A 17,449-nucleotide genomic window follows, 5' to 3' on the forward strand; every position below is an offset into this window, starting at 1 on the left:
ACTCCTTTCAAGGGGCTTTCGCCGCCGGGCGCCGCCACCAGCTCTGGATGCCACGGCGGTTGCGGGCGATCAGTCCGGGACGGCGCGCGGTACGCAGTTTCGGGGTCAGCAAGACGGTCAGCAGGTCGGCCAGCAGGTTGATCAGCACCACGCCGAGGGTGATGACCAGCACCACGCCCTGGATCAGCGGCAGGTCGCGCATCTGGATCGCGCTGTTGAGCAAGGTGCCGATGCCGGGGTAGCTGAACACCACTTCCGCCAGCAGCGCGCCGCCGATCAGCACGCGCAGGGTCAGCGCCACGCCCTGGATCGCCGGCACCAGTGCGTTGGGCAAGGTGTGGCGCCAGACGATGCGCCGTTCCGGCACACCGCGCAGGCGGGCGGCGCCGACGAAGTCGGAGTCCAGCGTCTCGATCATCGAGGCGCGCACCAGCCGCGCCAGGTACGGCAGCGCCGTCAGGCTGAGGGCAATCACCGGCAGCGCGAGGTAATGCAGTTGCCGCCACAACGGCCGGTCCGGGTCGATCAGCGACACCGCCGGCAGCAGGTCGAAGTGCGGCATCGAGAACAGCAGCACCAGACCGATGGCCAGCAGGTAACCCGGCGTGGCCTTGAGCACGATCAATGCCGCCAGGCCCCAGCGGTCCAGGCGGCTGTCGCGGCGCAGGGCCAGGCCGACGCCGATCACCAGCGCCAGCGGCAGCACCAGCAGCAACACCCCCAGCAGCAGCGCCAGGGTATTGCCGAAGCGGTCGAAGAGAATGGTCGCCACCGGCTGCGCCGAGTCCAGCGACACACCGAGGTCGCCGCGCAGCAACTGGGCCAGCCAGCTCAGGTATTGCAGCAGGATCGGCCGGTCGAGGCCCAGTTGCTGGCGCAGGGTGAGGATGCTTTCCAGCGGCGCGTCGGGGCCGAGGATGACCCGCGCCGGGTCCGACGGCAGCGCCTGGGTGGCGAGGAACACCACCAGGCTGATGACCCAGGCGGTGAGCAGGCCATAACCGAGGCGGCCAACGAACCACGGCAGCCAGGCAGGCAAACGGGAAATTTTCAGGCGATCAGGCATGGTTCAACCACAGGCTGTCAAAGCGCCAGGAGGCGAAGGTGGTCTGTTCGCCGTGCAGGCCGCCGACCTTGTTCGAGGCGGCATCGAGCACGTCACTGAAGCCCCAGATCAGCAGGCCGCCGCGCTGGTGCTGGATGGTCTGCGCTTCGTGCACCAGCTCGCGGCGCTTGGCCAGGTCGGGCTGGCCGAGGGCCTGGGTGAACAGTTGCGAGAAACGCTCGTCGCGGAAGTTGCTGCGGTTGTAGATCGCCAGCGGCGCGTCGTTGTGCAGGCCGGTGGCGAGGAAGCCGCGCGCCGGGGTCGAGCCCGGCGACATCAGCCACTGCTCTTTCTGCGGACCGTTGAACACCGAGCCGTCCACCGGCGTGACCTTGATTTCCACCCCGGCCTTCTTCGCCTGTTGGGCGAACACCAGCGCGGCATTGACCTCGTTGGCGGTGGTGGTCAGTTCCAGGCGCAGGTCGCTGACGCCGGCCTGGCGCAGCAGCGAACGGGCCTGTTCCAGGTCATAGGGGCGCTGGGCGATGGCGTGGTTGTAGGTCGGGTCGTTGGGCGAATACAGGTCGTTGGCGACCCGGCCGAAACCGTTGAGGCCACGGTCTACCAGCTCCTGGCGGTCGGCCAGCAGGCGGAAGGCCTGGCGCACGCGCTCGTCCTGGAACGGTGCCTTGGCGGTGTTGAGGTTGAAACCGGTGAACGAGGTGGTCGGCGAGACCACCAGTTGCAGGCGCGGGTCGGCCTTGAGCAAGGCGCTGTGCTCGGCCTGCACGCCACTGGCGACGTCGATCTGCCCGGCACGCAGGGCCGCGACCCGCGACACCTGGTCCTTGAATTCGATGATTTCCAGCTCGTCAGCGTAAGGCTGGTTGGGCTTGAAGTAGTTTTCGAAACGGGTGAACAGCGCGCGCTGGCCCGGCACGAAGCGCTTCAGGCGATACGGCCCGGCGCCCACCGGATTGTTCGGGTCGTAGTCGGTCGGCACGATGCCGCCGAAGGCGATCAGGGTTTCATCCAGCGGGAAGAAGCTGCGGCCTTCCTTGAAGCGGATTTCGATGGTGCGCTCGTCCAACTTGCGCAGGGCCTGGCGGTCGATGGCGCCGACCAGCCCGGCGTACGGCGAGGCCAGTTTCGGGTCGGTCAGGCGCAGGATCGAGAACAGCATGTCATCGGCGGTGATGGTCTTGCCGTGATGGAACTCCAGGCCCGGACGGATACGGATGGTCCAGGCCGTGGCGTCGGCGTTGGGCTCGGCGAACTCGGCCAGGCCCAGGCGGGTGCTGACGTCGTCGTTCCATTCCCAGAATTTGCTGTACAGCGCCCAGCCGCGAATGATCCCGCCGCCGGACGGCTTGTGCGCGTCGAGGTTGCCGGCCTGGTCGCCGTCGATGATGCCGACGCGCAGCCGTCCGCCACGCACCGGGGTGCTGGCGATGGCCTTGGCACCGGCCACGGCGGCGGGTTCACCGCCTCCGCAGCCGGTCAGCAGGCTGGAGCCGAGGAGCAGGCCGCCACCGATGGTCAGGCTGTTGCCGAGGAAGATCCGGCGGGAAAATTCGTTGGGCATGGGTCATTCCTCAGGCCGGTTGGGCGGCCGTTTCAGCGATGGTGCGGGCGTTGAGGCGCGGGACCTCGAAGCCGTGGTCCAGGTCAAGCAAGGGGAACAGCAGGTCGGCGACCCGGTGCGCCTCATCGATCAGCGGGAAGCCGGAAAGAATGAAAGCGCTGGTGCCTTGGGCTTCGTATTCGCGAATCCGCTCGGCGACCTGCTCGGCGCTACCCACCAGGTAGGTGCCGGCGGCCGGCCCCAGCAGGTTGAAGCCGAACAGGCTCGGCCCGGTCCAGACGTTGGGGTAGATCTCCAGGTCGCGGGCCTTGGGCAGGCGGCCTTCGCGGATCGCTTGCAGGTTGGCTTCGATGCGCGGGTCGTCGCTGTGGAAACTGTCCAGGGTCTGGCCCGCCGGCAGTTGCCGTTCGAGGGCGGCGCGGGTGGTTGCCAGCGAGGTGTTGTCCAACAGTTTCTGGGCGTGGGCCCAGGCTTCTTCCTCGGTCTCACGGACGATGATCTGCAAGCGCGTGCCGTAGGTCAGCTCGCGACCGAGCTTGGCCGCTTCGGCACCGACGCGGCGGAACTTGTCGCCCAGCTTCGGCGGGGTGTCGGCGAAGCTCAGGTAGACGTCGAGCAGTTGCACCGAATGGGCCACGCCCGGGCCGGAGGTGCCGGCGCCCCACAGCGGCACTGACAGGCGCTTCGGCGGATGCCAGCCACCCAGCGGATGCCGCGCCGCCGCGGCCGGACGCGGCGCCAGCTTGACGTACTGACCGTCGAAACCCTCGGTGCCGCCGGCGTAGATGTTCTGGAAGGCGCGCCAGTATTCCAGGCTGAACTGGTAGCGCTCGTCGTGCGGGTAATGCACGCCGAGGGTCGCCAGGCCGGCGTCGCTGCCGTTGACCACGTTGAACAGCAGGCGACCGCCGGAGAACGCGTCGAAGGTCAGCGCCCACTTGGCCAGCACCGCCGGCGAGACTTCGCCGGGATGCTGCGCCACCAGGAAGCGCAGGCGCTCGGTGGCGTCGATCAGCGAGGCGGCCACGGTCAGGCTTTCATTGGGGCTGGAGCCCAGCAGCGAGCCGTAGTAACCCAGGCGGTCAGCAGCCACCGCCAGTTGCTTGAGGTGGGAAAAATCAGTCACCCAGCGGCCCTTTTCTTCCCACGGATACGGGCCATCGGGGCTGGTGAGGTACCAGAGAATCTTTACTGCCATGATCGGATGTCCTTATGCGCGCGGGCTGTCGTTCGGTGGAACCAGGCCGAGTTCACGGGCCTGGCCGAGCAGCTTGCTCATGGTCCATTGCTGGGTCAGCACGCCCGGGCCGTAGGCGCGGGAACCGCCGAGGGCTTCGGCGAGCAGTTGCAGTTGCGCGCCCTCCTCCAGCAGCAGGATGAATTCGGCGGTGGCCTGCAGGCCCTCGGTGCCCCACACGGTGGAGCCGCCGTTGGCTTCGAGGATGGCGGTGGTGAACGGGTTTTCAGCCAGGCTGTCGAGGATGAAATCCACTTCGTCCTGACGGCGGTCGATGTACACCGGCAGCTCGCGGGCCAACTGGAAGCGCTGCACCGGCACATAGCTGATTGGCAGCGAACGCTGGGTTTGCGCCCAGGCGCCGAGGTACGGGCTGTGCACGTGGGACACGGTGGTAATTTTCGGTTGTTCGATAAACAGGCGGGTGTAGCGGTTGAGGCCGCCCTTGCCCTGGCCGAACACCAGGTTGCCGGCGAAGTCGGTGACGCTGGCTTTCAGCGGCTGGTCCTTTTTCCACGGGCCCGGGTAGTTCACCGACACCAGCAGGTCGCGGCCCGGCACGCGCTCGATAAAGCCGACGGTGCCGTTGGCGGTGATGGTGTTGGTTTCGCGGTAGACGCGGAAGGCCTCGCCGGCCAGGTGCGTGGCCTGGTCGACGAAGGCTTTCAGTTCGGCATCGATCAGGTGTTCAGTGGTCAATACGGTCATGGTCTTGCTCCTTCAGACGCGCTTCGTGCGCTCGGCCAACAGTTCATGGGCAGCTTGCAGTGGACGCGGGTCGACCCAGTCGGCCAGGGCAAAGTCGGCTTCGAGGAAGCCGTGCAGGTTGAGAAAGGTTTTTTGCACATCGAGGAAGGCCAGGCGCTGCTCGGACAGGTCCGGTTCCAGGGTGGTGTGGAAGTCACCGCGGTAGGCTTCGTCGACGCCCTCGGCGCCGGCGCGGGTTTCGTCCTGGAGAATGCGCAACAGGCCTTCGCGGTTGTCCTTGGCCCATTCGGCGGCGCGCAGGGTCTGGGCGAGGAAACGCACCACCAGGTCGAAGTGGTCGTCCAGCAGGCTCTGGTGCACGGTGATCGGCCGTGGCGTGCCGTTGTTGATGCGGAAGCGCGGCTCCAGTTGGTCGAGGTCGATGCCCACTTCCAGGCCCAGGCGGCGGGCGGCGTCGGCGGCGGATGCGCCCTTGACGTAGACCGCGTCCACTTCGCCGCGCACCAGATAATCCAGGCCCGACCACAGGCGTTGCAGGCCCTGCTCCGGGGTCGGCGCCGCGGCCTGATCGGCCAGTGCCACTTCCACCAGGCTGACGTCGTCGAAGCTGAGGCCGGCCGAGCTCAATGCGCCCTTGTAGCCGTGCAGGCTCATGGCCCGGGCGATGCTGCCGGGACGGTTCTCGCCCCACGCCGGCAGGGCCAGGCGCTTGCCCTTGAGGTCGGCGGCGCTACGGATGCCGGAGCCGGGACGGACCAGGATGGTCTGCCATTCCTCGATCCAGGTCAGGCCGATCAGGCGGCTCGGCGAACCGGCGGCGCGGGCGGCCAGGGCCGGGACGTTGCCGCCCTCGCGAAACAGGCCGGGCAATTGATGATCGTAGTGGTGATGGCCCAACTGACGGGCTTCCTGCAGGGTCAGCACCGGCAGGCCTTCGGCGGCGAATTCCTCGCCGAGCCAGCCCAGGGTGTAGGCGATGCCCGAGGCGGTCGGCACCGGGCAGCGGGTGAACCAGAGTTGCTCCAGGGGCGTTGCGGCGGGCAACGGCTGAGTGGAGGCAAGAGCGGCGGCAAGTGACATGAACAGACTCCATCAAGCGGATCGAATGGGCCGGGTGGCCTTTGCCAGTGTCATTGCAGCGCCCGTGCCAACTCGTCAAACCGTTGATTTCATTGGCGTTTACTCATGACCCCAAGGACCGACTGCTGATCTGGCAACACCCGCGCAACGGACCTGCTGCTGCCTGAGCAACAACCACCCGCCGACTGCTGCTGGAGCAGCAGCCGCTCCCGCCGCTTTCACTGCAAGCCACGCCGCACAAGGGCTGCGGGCTGATGGCACAGAACCTGCTCCAGTCCACGCACCTGTTCATTCAAGGAAGCGTTAATCGTGACTACCCTGCCCCGCCGCCTGGAAAGCGAAGCCCAGGCCATTACCGTCGCCCATGAGATCGCCGAGCACATCGCCGCGATCGCCGCCGACCCGCAACACAACCGCACCCTGCCGCGCCGCCAGGCCGAACTGCTGTCCGAAAGCGGCCTGACCGCCATCGGCGTGCCGCGTGCCGACGGCGGCCTCGGCGCCTCGGTGGAAACCATCGTCGAGACCGTGCGGATCATTTCCCGCGCCGACGGCGGCGTCGGCCAGTTGCTGCAAATCCACAACGTCATGCTGCGTGGCGTGCTCAGCGGCTACCCGGATGAAGTACGCCAGCGCCTGATCAGCGACGTGCTCGCCGGCAAGCGCCTGGGCAATGCCCTGGCCGAGGTCGGCGGCAAGAACAAGTTCGCCCTGAAGACCCGCGTCGAACGCCGCGAGGACGGTGTGCTGGTGCTCAACGGCAGCAAGTTCTACTCCACCGGTTCGTACCTGGCCGAGTGGATTTCGCTGACCGCCGCCAGTGACGACGGCGGTGCCGGCGTGCTGCTGCACCGCGACACCCCCGGCCTGACCCTGGTCGATGATTGGGACGCCTTTGGCCAGCACAACTCGGTGAGCGGCACCGTGCGCTTCGACAATATCGAGCTGGACGAGCGCTACGTGCTGCGCCGCCAGGGCCCGATGAAACGCACCGGCCTGACCTTCCCGCAGATCCTCCACGCCGCCATCGACACCGGCATCGCCGCCGGCGCGCTGCAGGCCGGCATCGATTACCTCAACCAGCACGCCCGGCCGTGGGTCGAGAGCGAAGTCGAACGGGCCAGCGACGAGCCGCACATCATTCGCCAGATCGGCGAGTACGCGGTCGCCCTGCGCGCCGCCGAATCGCTGCTGCGCGACGCCGCGCGGGTGTTCGACGCCCATGAACGCGACCCGGAAAACAAGGAGTTGCAGGACGAACTCATCCTCAGCGTGGCCACCGCCCGCGCCCACTCCGACGGAGCCTCGCTGAAGATTTCCAGCGACATCTTCTCGCTGCTCGGCGCCAGCGCGTCCCTGAGCAAATGGAACCTCGACCGTTTCTGGCGCAACGCCCGGGTCCACACCACCCACGACCCGATCCGCTGGCGCCTGCACCACGTCGGCAACTACTACCTCAACGGCGTCGATCCCGGCGAGTACACCGCGATCCTCACCGCCAAGCAGAAGGCCGGTGCCAGCCGCTGAACCCATTGCGCGGGCAACCGGTGACGGCACCCGCGCGCTTCTTCATCCTGTTTCGAGCCGTTCATGAGCCATCGACATCCGCTGCTGCGCAGCCTGGCGATCTACCGCGAGATGCCCTGGCGTTTCGCCCTGGTCGCCGGGCTGTTCGTCTTTATCAACCTGGGCCTGGTCTGGCAGCAATGGCTGATCGGCCACGCCCTCAACGATGTCACCAATGGCGTCGCGGTACAGCGCCAAGCCGATGGCAGCCTCGACAGCCATGTCGCCTGGACCTGGTTCTGGCTGATCCTCGCCGTCGCCTTTGGCCGCGCCGTGCTGCAATACGCCGCCGGGCTCGGCTCGCTGATCCTCGGCCAGGCGCTGCTCACGCGCCTGCGCGAGCGCATCCTCGAACAGGTCCTGCGTTTGCACCTGGGCTATCACTGGCAGCACGGCATGGGCGAGATCGTCACCCGCACCACCCGCGACGCCGACAAGGTCCGCGACGCCCTGGTGAGTTTCTGGCGGCAACTGGTGGAAACCCCGTTGGTGGTGCTGGCCACGGTCGGCCTGCTGGCCTGGTATCACCCGCTGCTGGCGGTCGGCCCGTTGCTGCTGACCCTGCTCGGGCTGTACCTGTTCGTGCTGCAGACCGAGCGCCTGGTGGAGCTGGACCGGGCGGTTGGCGCCGCCTATGACCGGGTCAATCAGGACCTCGCCGAAGGCATCGGCGCGGTGCGGGTGATCAAGTCGTTCGGCCTGCAACAGCAGCGCATCGACGGTTTTACCGAACAGGTTCGACAGTTTTCCGGGCTGGCCCGCCAGGCACTGGCCTGGGCCAGTTCGCGGATTCCGCTGCCGCAGGCGCTGGTGGCGCTGGGGCATGTGTGGATCCTGGTGGTCGGCGCGCAACTGGTGGCCGCCAACAAGATCGGCATCGGCGAACTGGTGACCTCGCTGCTGATCGCCACGACGCTGGTGTTCCGCATCGAAGGCATCGGCCGGGTGATGCAGACCTTCGCCGATGCCCGCGCCTCGGCCGGGCGCATCTGGCAACTGCTGGACGCCCCGACGCAGATCGAAAGCGGCCCGCGGCGCTTGCCCGAGGGGCCGCTGGGGCTGCAACTGGAAGAGGTCAACGTCAGCGCGCCGGGCAGCGAGCGGGACATTCTGCGTCAGTGCTCATTGCTCCTGGCGCCGGGTGAAGTGGTGGCGCTGGTCGGCGCCACCGGCACCGGCAAAAGCCTGCTGGCCAGCCTGCTGCCGCGGCTGACCGACGCCGGCAGCGGCCGGGTGCTGATCGGCAACCAGGCCGGTGGCTGGCAGGACGTGCGTGCGCTGGACCTGGCCGACCTGCGCCGTCGCGTGCACGTGTTGCCGCAGGAAAGCTTCCTGTTCGCCGACACCCTGGCCGCCAACCTGCGCCTGAGCGCGCCCGAGGCCAGCGACGCCGAATTGCTCGACGCCCTGCACCGCGCCGCCGCCGACGACATTCTCGAACGCCTGCCGCTGGGCCTCGACAGTCCGCTGGGCGACCGCGGCGTCACCCTCTCCGGCGGCCAGCGCCAGCGCCTGTGCCTGGCCCGCGCGCTGCTCGCCGCGCCAGACCTGCTGTGCCTCGACGACGCCACCAGCGCCCTCGACGCCATCAGCGAACGCCATGTGCTGGACCATCTGCGCCGTCCTGGCGGCCCGACCCTGCTGCTGATCGCCAGCAAAGCCAGCACCGTGCAGCGCGCCGACCGGGTGTTGCTGCTCGACCAGGGCCGCATCGTCGACAGCGGCCCGCACGCCGAACTGCAACGCCGCAACCCGGCCTACCGCGACCTGCTGGGGATCGACCATGAGTAAGACCACGACCAACACGGCCATGAGCGACATCGAGATCGAAGAGCGCCTGGCCAAGAAGTCCCTCGACCGCGGCATGCTGCAACGCCTGCTGCCGCTGCTCAAACCGGTGCGGCGCCAGGTCGCCTGGGTGATCGGCCTGGAGCTGATCCTGGTGTTCACCGTGTTCCTCCGCCCGTGGTTCGTCCGCGAACTGCTCGACCGCGGCCTGGTCCACGACGGCAACGCCTGGCTGCTCGACCTGCCGCTGGTGCTCTGGCTCGGCGCCGGGCTGGCCGCCAGTTGGCTGGGGCGCATCCTGCTCGGCGGGCTGTCGCAGTACATCGCCGGCAGCGCCGCCATCGAAGTGCTCAACCAGTTGCGGGTGCGGGTGTTCGCCCATGTCCAGTCGCTCAGCGTCGGCTACTTCGACCGCACCCGCGCCGGGCGCATCCTGTCGCGGGCCGACCGTGACGTGGACGCCCTTGAACCGCTGCTGATCCAGGGTCCGCCGGAACTGCTCGGCGCCCTGCTGCGCTGCACCCTGGCGGGACTGATGCTGTGGCTGATCACACCGTTGTTCTTCTTCAGCCTGATCGCCAGCGTGCCGCTGTTGTTTATCGCCACCTGGGCGTTCAAGCGCGTGGCCCAGCGTAACTGGGCGAAAGTCGCCGAACAGCGCAGCCGCTTTACCGCGCACCTGGTGGAAAGCGTCAGCGGCGTGCGCCTGTTGCAGCAGAGCGGCCGCGAAGGCGAAAACCAGCAGCGCTATCGCGGCCTGCTGGACGACTTCAATAACGCCCTGATCACCGGCAGCATCCGCTCCGGCTGGTTCGCCCCGTTCACCGCGCTGCTCTCCGCCACCGGCATGGCGGTGTTGGTGCTGGTGGGCGGTTATTCGCTGGCCGAGGGCACGGTAACCGTGGGCCAGGTCGGCGAAAGCCTGTTCTACGTGATGCTGTTCCTCGGTCCGCTGCAGGAACTCACCGACCTGTTCGAGCGCTATGCCACCGGCTCGGCTTCGGCGCAGCGGATCTTCCTGCTACTGGACACCGCGCCGCAGATTCTCGACCCGCAGAGCCCGCTGCCGTTGCCGCGGGTACAGGGCGAGGTGCATTTCGAACGGGTCCGCTTCGCCTATCAGCCCGGGGCCGCGCAACCGGTGATCGACAACCTCGACCTGCGCATCCGCGCCGGCGAAGTGCTGGCCATCGTCGGCCCGTCCGGGCATGGCAAAAGCACCCTGGTGCAGTTGCTGACGCGGTTCTACGAGGTCGACGAAGGCGCGGTGAAACTCGACGGCGTGGACATTCGCCAATTGAGCCAGCAGCAACTGCGCCGGCATGTCGGCGTGGTGCTGCAGGACAACGTGCTGTTCGCCGGCAGCATCCTCGACAACCTGCGTCTGGCCGCTCCCGGCGCCGACGACGCGAGCCTGATCGCCGCGGCGCGGGAACTGGGCGCCGACGAAGTGCTGGAGCGCCTGCCCCATCAATACGCGACCCAGGTCGGCAGCCTCGGCAGCCACCTCAGCCATGGTCAGCGGCAACTGGTGTGCCTGGTCCGCGCCTACCTGGCCAACCCGGCGGTGCTGGTGCTGGACGAAGCCACCTCGGCGGTCGACGTGCATACCGAACGGCGCATCCAGCGCGCCCTGCGCCGGCTTTGCGAAGGCCGCACCGCGATCATCATCGCCCACCGCCTGGCGACCATTCGCGACGCCGATCGCATCGTGGTGATCCGCCAGGGCCAGGTGCAGGAGCAAGGCGCGCACCGCCAGTTGCTGGAGGCGAATGGCGCGTATGCGGCGCTGTATCGCAGTTATGAACAGCGCGGCGAGCTGGTGGAGGGCTGATGTTGCATCGGCTACAGCGGCTGCTTGTCGGGTGCTGCTCAGGCAGCACCCGGTTGGAAACGTCGTCGCCTGTCAGGGACTCATCACTGGCAAGCCAGCGCCCACAAAGCCTTGTAAATGCCGGCCCCGTGGGCGCTGGCCTGCCAGCGATAAGGGCCCGGCAGCCACCGTGGCACGCCGGTTGCACCACCCTTCCAACATCCACTGAGGACCTGCCATGAGCACCGAATTCTTCTGGCGTCTGCCACTGGGCACCGACGGCCCGCAACTGACCACCGACAAGCACAACCGCGGCAGTTTCGTCGGCCGTCACGGGCATATCGCACCGGGGCTGCTGGCCGACGGCACGCCGGACGGCTTCACCTACATCGACTACATCGCCCAGGTGGCGAAGGCCGCCGAACTGGCCGGCTTCGAAGGCGCGCTGCTGCCCACCGGGCCGGAGCCGTGGATTGTCGCTGCGGCGCTGGCCCGGGAAACCCGGCGCCTGCGCTTTCTGATCGCCTTCCAGGCCACCTGGACCCTGCCCGCTTACGCCGCGCAGCAGGCGGCGATTCTCCAGCACCTGAGCCACGGCCGCCTGGACTGGAACATCATCACCGGCGGCAACCCGGCCAGCCAGCGCGCCCAGGGCGATTACCTCGACCACGACCAGCGCTACAAGCGCACCGGCGAATTCCTCGACATCATCCAGGGCCTGTGGAGCAACGAGCGCTTCAGCTACGACGGCGAGGTCTACCAACTGGAAAACGGCGCGCTGCCGCCGGGCCTCGGCAACGAGCGCAAGCCGGGGGTGTATTTCTCCGGGTTCTCCGACCCGGCGCTGGACGTCGCCGCGCGTCACGCCGATGTCTACCTGAACTGGGCCGAACCGGTGGACCAGCTCAAGCCGCACATCGAGCGGGTGCGCGAGCTGGCGGACAAACAGGGCCGCAGCGTGCGCTTCGGCCTGCGCGTGGACCTGTTCGCCCGGGAAACCGAAGAAGCCGCCTGGGCCGACCTGCGCCGCCAGTTCGAGCGGATCGAAGGCAAGCCCAGCGTGGTCTCCAGCGCCTTCACCCGCGCCAGCGACTCGGTCGGCGCGGCGCGCCAGACCGCCTACCACCAGAACATCCAGCGCTTCGACGACCTGATCCTCGGGCCGAACCTCTGGGCCGGTTTCGCCAAGGCCAAGCCCGGCCCGACCGTCGGCCTGGTGGGCAGCCACCAGAACATCGCCGAGCGCCTGGCCGAGTACCGCGACGCCGGTTTCTCGACCTTCATCCTGGCCGGCAACCCCCACCTGGAAGAAGCCCTGCGCATCGGCCAGGAAGTGCTGCCACTGCTGCGCGAGCGCAAACCCGACGCGCTCAAGGCCAGCGCCTGAGCGCACGCCCACCAGGACGGGCCGAATACACCACTGGCCGGATAACCGGCCACTTTTCAAGGACCAGATCCGCACATGAGCAAACCCCTCGATACCCTCTGGTACACCCATAGCCCGGTGCCCACCGGCCTCGGCATCGCCGTGCAGACCGGCCGCCTGGCCGAAGCCTTCGCCCCGCTGGGCACCTCGATCCAGTCGCTGCGCGAATCCAGCGAACGGGAGGTGCGTGAAGCGCACTACGACCATCACCTGCCCAACTCGGTCCGCCACGGCGGCAACATCCCGGCCATTTGGGCCTACTCGGCCGGAGTCGATACGCGGGTGCTCGGCTTGAGCTGGGCGGATGAAGTGCAGTTGATCCTGACCACCGCCGAAAGCGGGGTGAAAACCGTCCGCGACCTGAAGAACCGCCGCTTCGGCCTGCCGAAATGGGCCAACGTGCAAATCGACTTCACCCGCGCCCAGGCCCTGCGCGGGCTGGAAAACGCCCTGCGCCTGGAAGGCCTGAACGTGGCCGATGTCGAGTTGGTGGACTACCCCTACGGCGGCACCCACAGCGACGAACAGGTCACCCATGTGCATGGCGCCGCCGTCTACCTGGGCGGCACCCGCATCAGCCGGCGCAACAACGAACTGATCGGCCTGCTGCGCGGCGATATCGACGCGATCTTCCTCAAGGGCGCCTCGGCCCTGCAACTGGCCTACGAACTGGGCCTGCACGTGGTGATCGACACCGGCTCGCACCCCGACCCGCTGATCCGCGCCAACAACGGCACGCCACGCACACTGACCGTGGACATCAACCTGCTGAACGAGCATTTCGGCGCGTGTAAACGCATCGTCGATGTGCTGCTGCGCACCGAGCAATGGGCCTGGGCCAACCCGGACGAAACCCGGCGCTACCTGGCCCGCGAACTGAACACCAGCGAGTACTGGGTGGCGGCGGCCTACGGCGAGGACGCCCACCGGCGCCTGCGCACCACCCTCGACAGCCGCTCGATCACGGCCTTGCAGGACTTCACCGATTTCCTCTACCGCTGGCAGTTCATTCCGCGGCATTTCGATGTGCGCGACTGGATCGATTTCAGCGTGCTGGAGGCGGTGATCGGCTCGACGTCGCGGGTGGCGACCTGAGCGGCGCCTGAGCGGGGTTGCGCTTGGTCATCGACAGGCGGTGGCATTAGGCTATGATTTCCTCGCGCGGCGAGGTCCCCGCCTGCGTTGCCCACTTCCGCTTGCCGTGCATAGCGCTGAATCAAGGAGAGAACCGGTGCCTGATTACTGGAAGATCATGAGCGATGGCTTCAAGGACGGAAAACTCCTGGCGATCACGCTTGGCAACTTCAACCGCGACATGGGCAACACCATCCGTTTTAGTGAAACCCAGGTTCAGCGCTACGCCTATCGCATTGCCGACGGTGTGGTCCAGAGCGTCACGACCGGGAAGCCGGTCTCGACCCATAACTACAGCTCCCATGACAAGGCTGGGATCGCGGCCTTTGTCGTCGGGCTCGACGGCACGGTCTACCTGTTCAACCACCTCAACAAGACCGATCAGATTGCCCACTCTTCGTTTGTCGGCAAGTTCGCCAAGGCCGCCGGCGAACTGATCGTGGTAGAAGGCAAGATCACCCTGGTGCATGCCCACAGCGGTCATTTCCGGCCCAATGCCCTGAACATGTATCACGCGGTCAAGTACTTCAGGGACATGGGTGCGCTGTCGCCATCGGCGAGGGTCGGCTTCGTCAGCAACCCCTTCGCGGATACCGGCGTGGAGCCCCCGCCTTATGCCGAGAGCCTGCCGTTTCAGTACGTTCTGGACGAGGATTCAAAACGGACTTACGCGAACTCCAAACACGTGATCGAAGAGTCTTCACACAAGATCAATCAACTCAGCCTGGAAGCCACCCTGATTCGTTTTCAGGCATTCAAGGAAGAGAAAATCAAAAGGCTTGGCGAGGAAGTCGACGCCTTGAAGAAAAAGCTTGAGTTAGAAAACGGCGCCCTCAGCACAACCGACATGGAGCTTGACCTCAAAACCATCGACTTAGATGAAGCCAATGAACTCGCGTTCGAGACTTACAGGGAAGAACTGAACGACACCATCAAGGCGTTGAGTACAACCATCCTGCAACAACGAGACCTGATCGAACTGCTCGAGGATAAAAGTGGCACGCTGAGCGTGGTCTTCGATGCGTTGGTGTTCCTGGCGTTCGTGGAAAAGAACTTCGTCACCTTGAGAAGCCGCATTCAGCCTGCCTTTTTTGATGCCTCACTGTAGATCCGGCGTCAGTTTCAGCGTTGGTCGGGAGGCGCCCTTGCAACCGTCAGGCAGGGGCTAGACTCAGTCTTCACGACTCGGGAGCCCCCGCCATGACCGCCAAGAACACTATCTGCCTCTGGTACGACCACGACGCCCTGGAGGCCGCCACCTTCTACGCCGCCACCTTCCCGGACAGCGCCGTCACCGCCGTGCACGAAGCCCCTGGCGATTACCCTTCGGGCAAGCAAGGCGATGTGATCACCGTGGAATTCACCGTCATGGGCCTCCCCTGCCTGGGCCTCAACGGCGGTCCCGTCTTCACCCACAACGAAGCCTTTTCCTTCCAGGTCGCCACCGACGACCAGGCCGAAACCGACCGCCTGTGGAACGCCATCATCGGCCACGGCGGCGAGGCCAGCGCCTGCGGCTGGTGCCGGGACAAATGGGGCATTTCCTGGCAGATCACCCCGCGCATCCTCACAACCGCCATCGCCAGCCCGGATCGGGCCGCGGCCAAACGGGCCTTCGAAGCCATGATGCAGATGGGCAAGATCGACATCGCCATCATCGAGGCCGCGCTCAAGGGCTGATTGCGAGGATCAGGCAAGAACGCGGTCGAAATGGGTTACCGGCGCGCGCCGCTTCGCGCGGAACATGAACCTGTCTTCAGCCCCTCCAAGGAGTTCTTTCATGCAAGTCATCGCCTACGGCGCCCACGCCAGCGACAAACCACTAGAACCGCTGACCATCACCCGTCGCGAGCCCGGTGCCCACGACGTGCAGATCGACATCGCCTTCTGCGGCATCTGCCACTCCGACCTGCACCAGGTCCGCTCCGAATGGGCAGGCACCCAGTACCCGTGCGTGCCCGGCCATGAAATTGTCGGGCGCGTCACCCATGTCGGCGCCCATGTCAGCGGCTTCAAGGCCGGCGACCTGGTGGGCATCGGCTGCATCGTCGACAGTTGCAAGCACTGCGCCGACTGCGACGACGGCCTGGAAAACTACTGCGACGGCATGATCGGCACCTACAACTTCCCGACCCCGGACGCACCCGGCTGGACCCTCGGCGGCTACTCGCAGCAGATCGTCGTCCACGAACGCTACGTCCTGCGCATTACCCACCCGGAAGAACAGCTTGCGGCCGTCGCTCCACTGCTTTGCGCCGGCATCACTACCTACTCGCCGCTGCGCAACTGGGGTGCCGGGCCTGGCAAGAAGGTCGGCGTGGTCGGCATCGGCGGCCTCGGCCACATGGGCATCAAGCTGGCCCACGCCATGGGCGCCCACGTGGTGGCCTTCACCACTTCCGAGTCCAAGCGCGAAGCGGCCTTCGAACTGGGCGCGGACGAAGTGGTGGTGTCGCGCAATGCCGCGGAAATGGCTGCCCACGGCAAGTCCTTCGACCTGATCCTCAACACCGTCGCCGCGCCCCACGACCTGGATGCCTTCCTCGTCCTGCTCAAGCGCGACGGCACCCTGGCCCTGGTCGGCGCCCCGGCCACCAGCCACCCGTCGCCGAACGTGTTCAACCTGATCATGAAACGCCGCGCCATCGCCGGCTCGATGATCGGCGGCATCCCGGAAACCCAGGAAATGCTCGACTTCTGCGCCGAACACAAGATCGTCGCCGACATCGAACTGGTCCGCGCGGACCAGATCAACGACAGCTACGAGCGGATGCTCAAGGGTGAGGTGAAGTACCGGTTCGTGATTGATAACGCGACGTTGGCGCCGTAATCGCGGGTACGTTCAGCAACAGCGCCCGTTACCAGGTCGGCGTAAAGAAATGCGCCGAAGTCAGTTGGGGGTTCAGCGCGAAAATCTGGGCGACGGTCAGGTTGGCGACTTGCAATGCCTGAGCACCGCCGCCGCCCAGACCGTTGTGACCGAAGGACACCGTGTCGTAGCCGACTCCCGTCGCAATCGCCACATGCGCCATGTACTTGGCGCCTGGGCCGCTGAAAAACACAAAATCGCCGGCCAGCGGCAGGTTCTGCCACCAGATGTACTGCCACAAGCCGTAGTTGTTGTAGGAGCGCAACCCACCTACGAATGCGGTGGCCGGCACGGGTCGACCCTGCATAAGCGCGAACAGCCCTTGTGCCACGGCATCGCAGGCCAGGTCCGTTACCCCGGTCTGGCGTGCCGCGTAAAACGGCAACTCATAGCAACTGAGGCTGTAGGCCGGACGCGCGACCGGTGGCGCGGAAAGACAATCGTTGAGCAACCTCGTCTTGCTCGCTTCCCACAGGAACTGCTGCCCCACACTGTTTCCAAGATACGTCGCAACCGCTGCAGCCGGCATAAGCCCCCTCCCCTCAACCATGATCGTGATGACACAGGGAAAGGCAGGTAGCCCGGCGACAGTCCCTTATGCCGTTGAGCAACAGCAGTGCTTCAGGCGAACAGGGAAGCTATCGTCCCCGCGCTTTCAGCGCCAATGGAATCAAAAAGCCAGCATGCCCCTGTTTCGTGATCAGATCAACCGCCGCCTCCGCCGAAACCCGCGCCGTATCCACCGTGAACACCGCCTCTTGCCACGGTTCGTATTCATGCTCCAGCACCGCCGCCCAATCTGGCAGCACCAGCCCCGGCACATCGACTTCGCGGTGTTCCACGCGGCGACGGTGTTCTTCTTGGTCTGTACACACCACCTGGACATTCAGCAGAGCCACACCAGCCTGTGCGGCGATTGCGCTCCAGGCTTCGCGGCTTTCGCGGACCGGGTTCACGCAGTCCACCACCACCGAATGGCCAAGGCGCAGATTGCCCAGCGCCAGGTCATTGGCCACGGCGTATCCACTGACGCCAACGTCCGTTATTCCCGAGCGACGGATCGCCTGTTCGATCGAGTCGACCCGCAGATAGACCGCGCCCAATCTGGACGTGAGGCGCTTGGCAATCGTAGTCTTGCCCGTTCCCGGGAGTCCGCTGAACACAACGAGCATGGTTTGTACTCGACAGGTGGAAGAAA

General features: G+C 66.3%; 15 protein-coding genes. 8 read left to right on the forward strand and 7 right to left on the reverse strand.

The features are described from left to right. Nucleotides 1-7: 7 nt before the first annotated feature. From NTD82_RS10975 to NTD82_RS10995, 5 genes are read right to left on the reverse strand one after another with little or no spacing between them, the layout of a single operon-like run. Nucleotides 8-1,066 carry an ABC transporter permease gene (locus NTD82_RS10975; RefSeq protein WP_262128764.1) on the reverse strand — a complete coding sequence of 353 codons (1,059 nt, stop codon included), beginning with the start codon at nucleotides 1,064-1,066 and terminating at the stop codon, nucleotides 8-10. Continuing rightward, complete coding sequence (locus tag NTD82_RS10980) at nucleotides 1,059-2,630, reverse strand: ABC transporter substrate-binding protein (protein WP_095153622.1); 1,572 nt, start codon at nucleotides 2,628-2,630, stop codon at nucleotides 1,059-1,061. Before NTD82_RS10980 ends, NTD82_RS10975 begins: the two co-directional genes overlap by 8 nt. A gap of 10 nt (nucleotides 2,631-2,640) precedes the next feature. Next, the gene (locus NTD82_RS10985) at nucleotides 2,641-3,828 is read right to left on the reverse strand and encodes an LLM class flavin-dependent oxidoreductase (protein ID WP_262128765.1); all 1,188 of its coding nucleotides are present in this window, start codon (nucleotides 3,826-3,828) and stop codon (nucleotides 2,641-2,643) included. Between the two features lie 12 nt (nucleotides 3,829-3,840). Next, complete coding sequence (locus tag NTD82_RS10990) at nucleotides 3,841-4,575, reverse strand: class II aldolase/adducin family protein (protein WP_262128766.1); 735 nt, start codon at nucleotides 4,573-4,575, stop codon at nucleotides 3,841-3,843. Nucleotides 4,576-4,587: 12 nt separating this feature from the next. Then, a complete protein-coding gene (locus NTD82_RS10995) occupies nucleotides 4,588-5,655 on the reverse strand; it encodes an ABC transporter substrate-binding protein (protein ID WP_262128767.1) in 1,068 nt (355 codons plus the stop codon). Between the two features lie 309 nt (nucleotides 5,656-5,964). On the opposite strand from NTD82_RS10995, the gene NTD82_RS11000 reads away from it, so the two are divergent. The 8 genes from NTD82_RS11000 to NTD82_RS11035 all read left to right on the forward strand — a co-directional run bounded on the left by NTD82_RS11000 (nucleotide 5,965) and on the right by NTD82_RS11035 (nucleotide 16,212). After that, complete coding sequence (locus NTD82_RS11000) at nucleotides 5,965-7,182, forward strand: acyl-CoA dehydrogenase family protein (RefSeq protein ID WP_095153626.1); 1,218 nt, start codon at nucleotides 5,965-5,967, stop codon at nucleotides 7,180-7,182. A gap of 63 nt (nucleotides 7,183-7,245) precedes the next feature. Then, complete coding sequence (locus tag NTD82_RS11005) at nucleotides 7,246-9,012, forward strand: ABC transporter ATP-binding protein (RefSeq protein WP_095153627.1); 1,767 nt, start codon at nucleotides 7,246-7,248, stop codon at nucleotides 9,010-9,012. Further along, nucleotides 9,005-10,843 carry an ABC transporter ATP-binding protein gene (locus NTD82_RS11010; protein ID WP_262128768.1) on the forward strand — a complete coding sequence of 613 codons (1,839 nt, stop codon included), beginning with the start codon at nucleotides 9,005-9,007 and terminating at the stop codon, nucleotides 10,841-10,843. The genes NTD82_RS11005 and NTD82_RS11010 overlap by 8 nt, the downstream gene beginning before the upstream one ends. Nucleotides 10,844-11,060: 217 nt before the next feature. Further along, nucleotides 11,061-12,209 (forward strand): LLM class flavin-dependent oxidoreductase, encoded by a 1,149-nt coding sequence (locus NTD82_RS11015; RefSeq protein ID WP_095153629.1) that lies wholly within the window; start codon nucleotides 11,061-11,063, stop codon nucleotides 12,207-12,209. A gap of 75 nt (nucleotides 12,210-12,284) precedes the next feature. Beyond that, nucleotides 12,285-13,343, forward strand: coding sequence for an ABC transporter substrate-binding protein (locus NTD82_RS11020; RefSeq protein ID WP_095153630.1), 1,059 nt, complete (start codon nucleotides 12,285-12,287; stop codon nucleotides 13,341-13,343). Nucleotides 13,344-13,479: 136 nt separating this feature from the next. Next, a complete protein-coding gene (locus tag NTD82_RS11025; RefSeq protein WP_262128769.1) occupies nucleotides 13,480-14,490 on the forward strand; it encodes a hypothetical protein in 1,011 nt (336 codons plus the stop codon). 92 nt (nucleotides 14,491-14,582) lie between these two features. Further along, nucleotides 14,583-15,062 (forward strand): VOC family protein, encoded by a 480-nt coding sequence (locus NTD82_RS11030; RefSeq protein WP_262128770.1) that lies wholly within the window; start codon nucleotides 14,583-14,585, stop codon nucleotides 15,060-15,062. Nucleotides 15,063-15,162: 100 nt separating this feature from the next. Then, nucleotides 15,163-16,212: an NAD(P)-dependent alcohol dehydrogenase gene (locus NTD82_RS11035; RefSeq protein WP_262128771.1), complete on the forward strand. Its 1,050-nt coding sequence runs from the start codon at nucleotides 15,163-15,165 to the stop codon at nucleotides 16,210-16,212. Between the two features lie 28 nt (nucleotides 16,213-16,240). Here NTD82_RS11035 and NTD82_RS11040 read toward each other — a convergent pair whose 3' ends face one another. Beyond that, the gene (locus NTD82_RS11040) at nucleotides 16,241-16,780 is read right to left on the reverse strand and encodes a hypothetical protein (protein ID WP_143501855.1); all 540 of its coding nucleotides are present in this window, start codon (nucleotides 16,778-16,780) and stop codon (nucleotides 16,241-16,243) included. A gap of 109 nt (nucleotides 16,781-16,889) precedes the next feature. Further along, nucleotides 16,890-17,423, reverse strand: a complete 534-nt coding sequence (locus tag NTD82_RS11045; protein WP_262128772.1) for an AAA family ATPase — start codon at nucleotides 17,421-17,423, stop codon at nucleotides 16,890-16,892. Nucleotides 17,424-17,449 lie beyond the last annotated feature (26 nt).

The sequence above is a fragment of the Pseudomonas sp. 5P_5.1_Bac1 genome (genome assembly GCF_025466015.1).
Lineage (GTDB): Bacteria > Pseudomonadota > Gammaproteobacteria > Pseudomonadales > Pseudomonadaceae > Aquipseudomonas.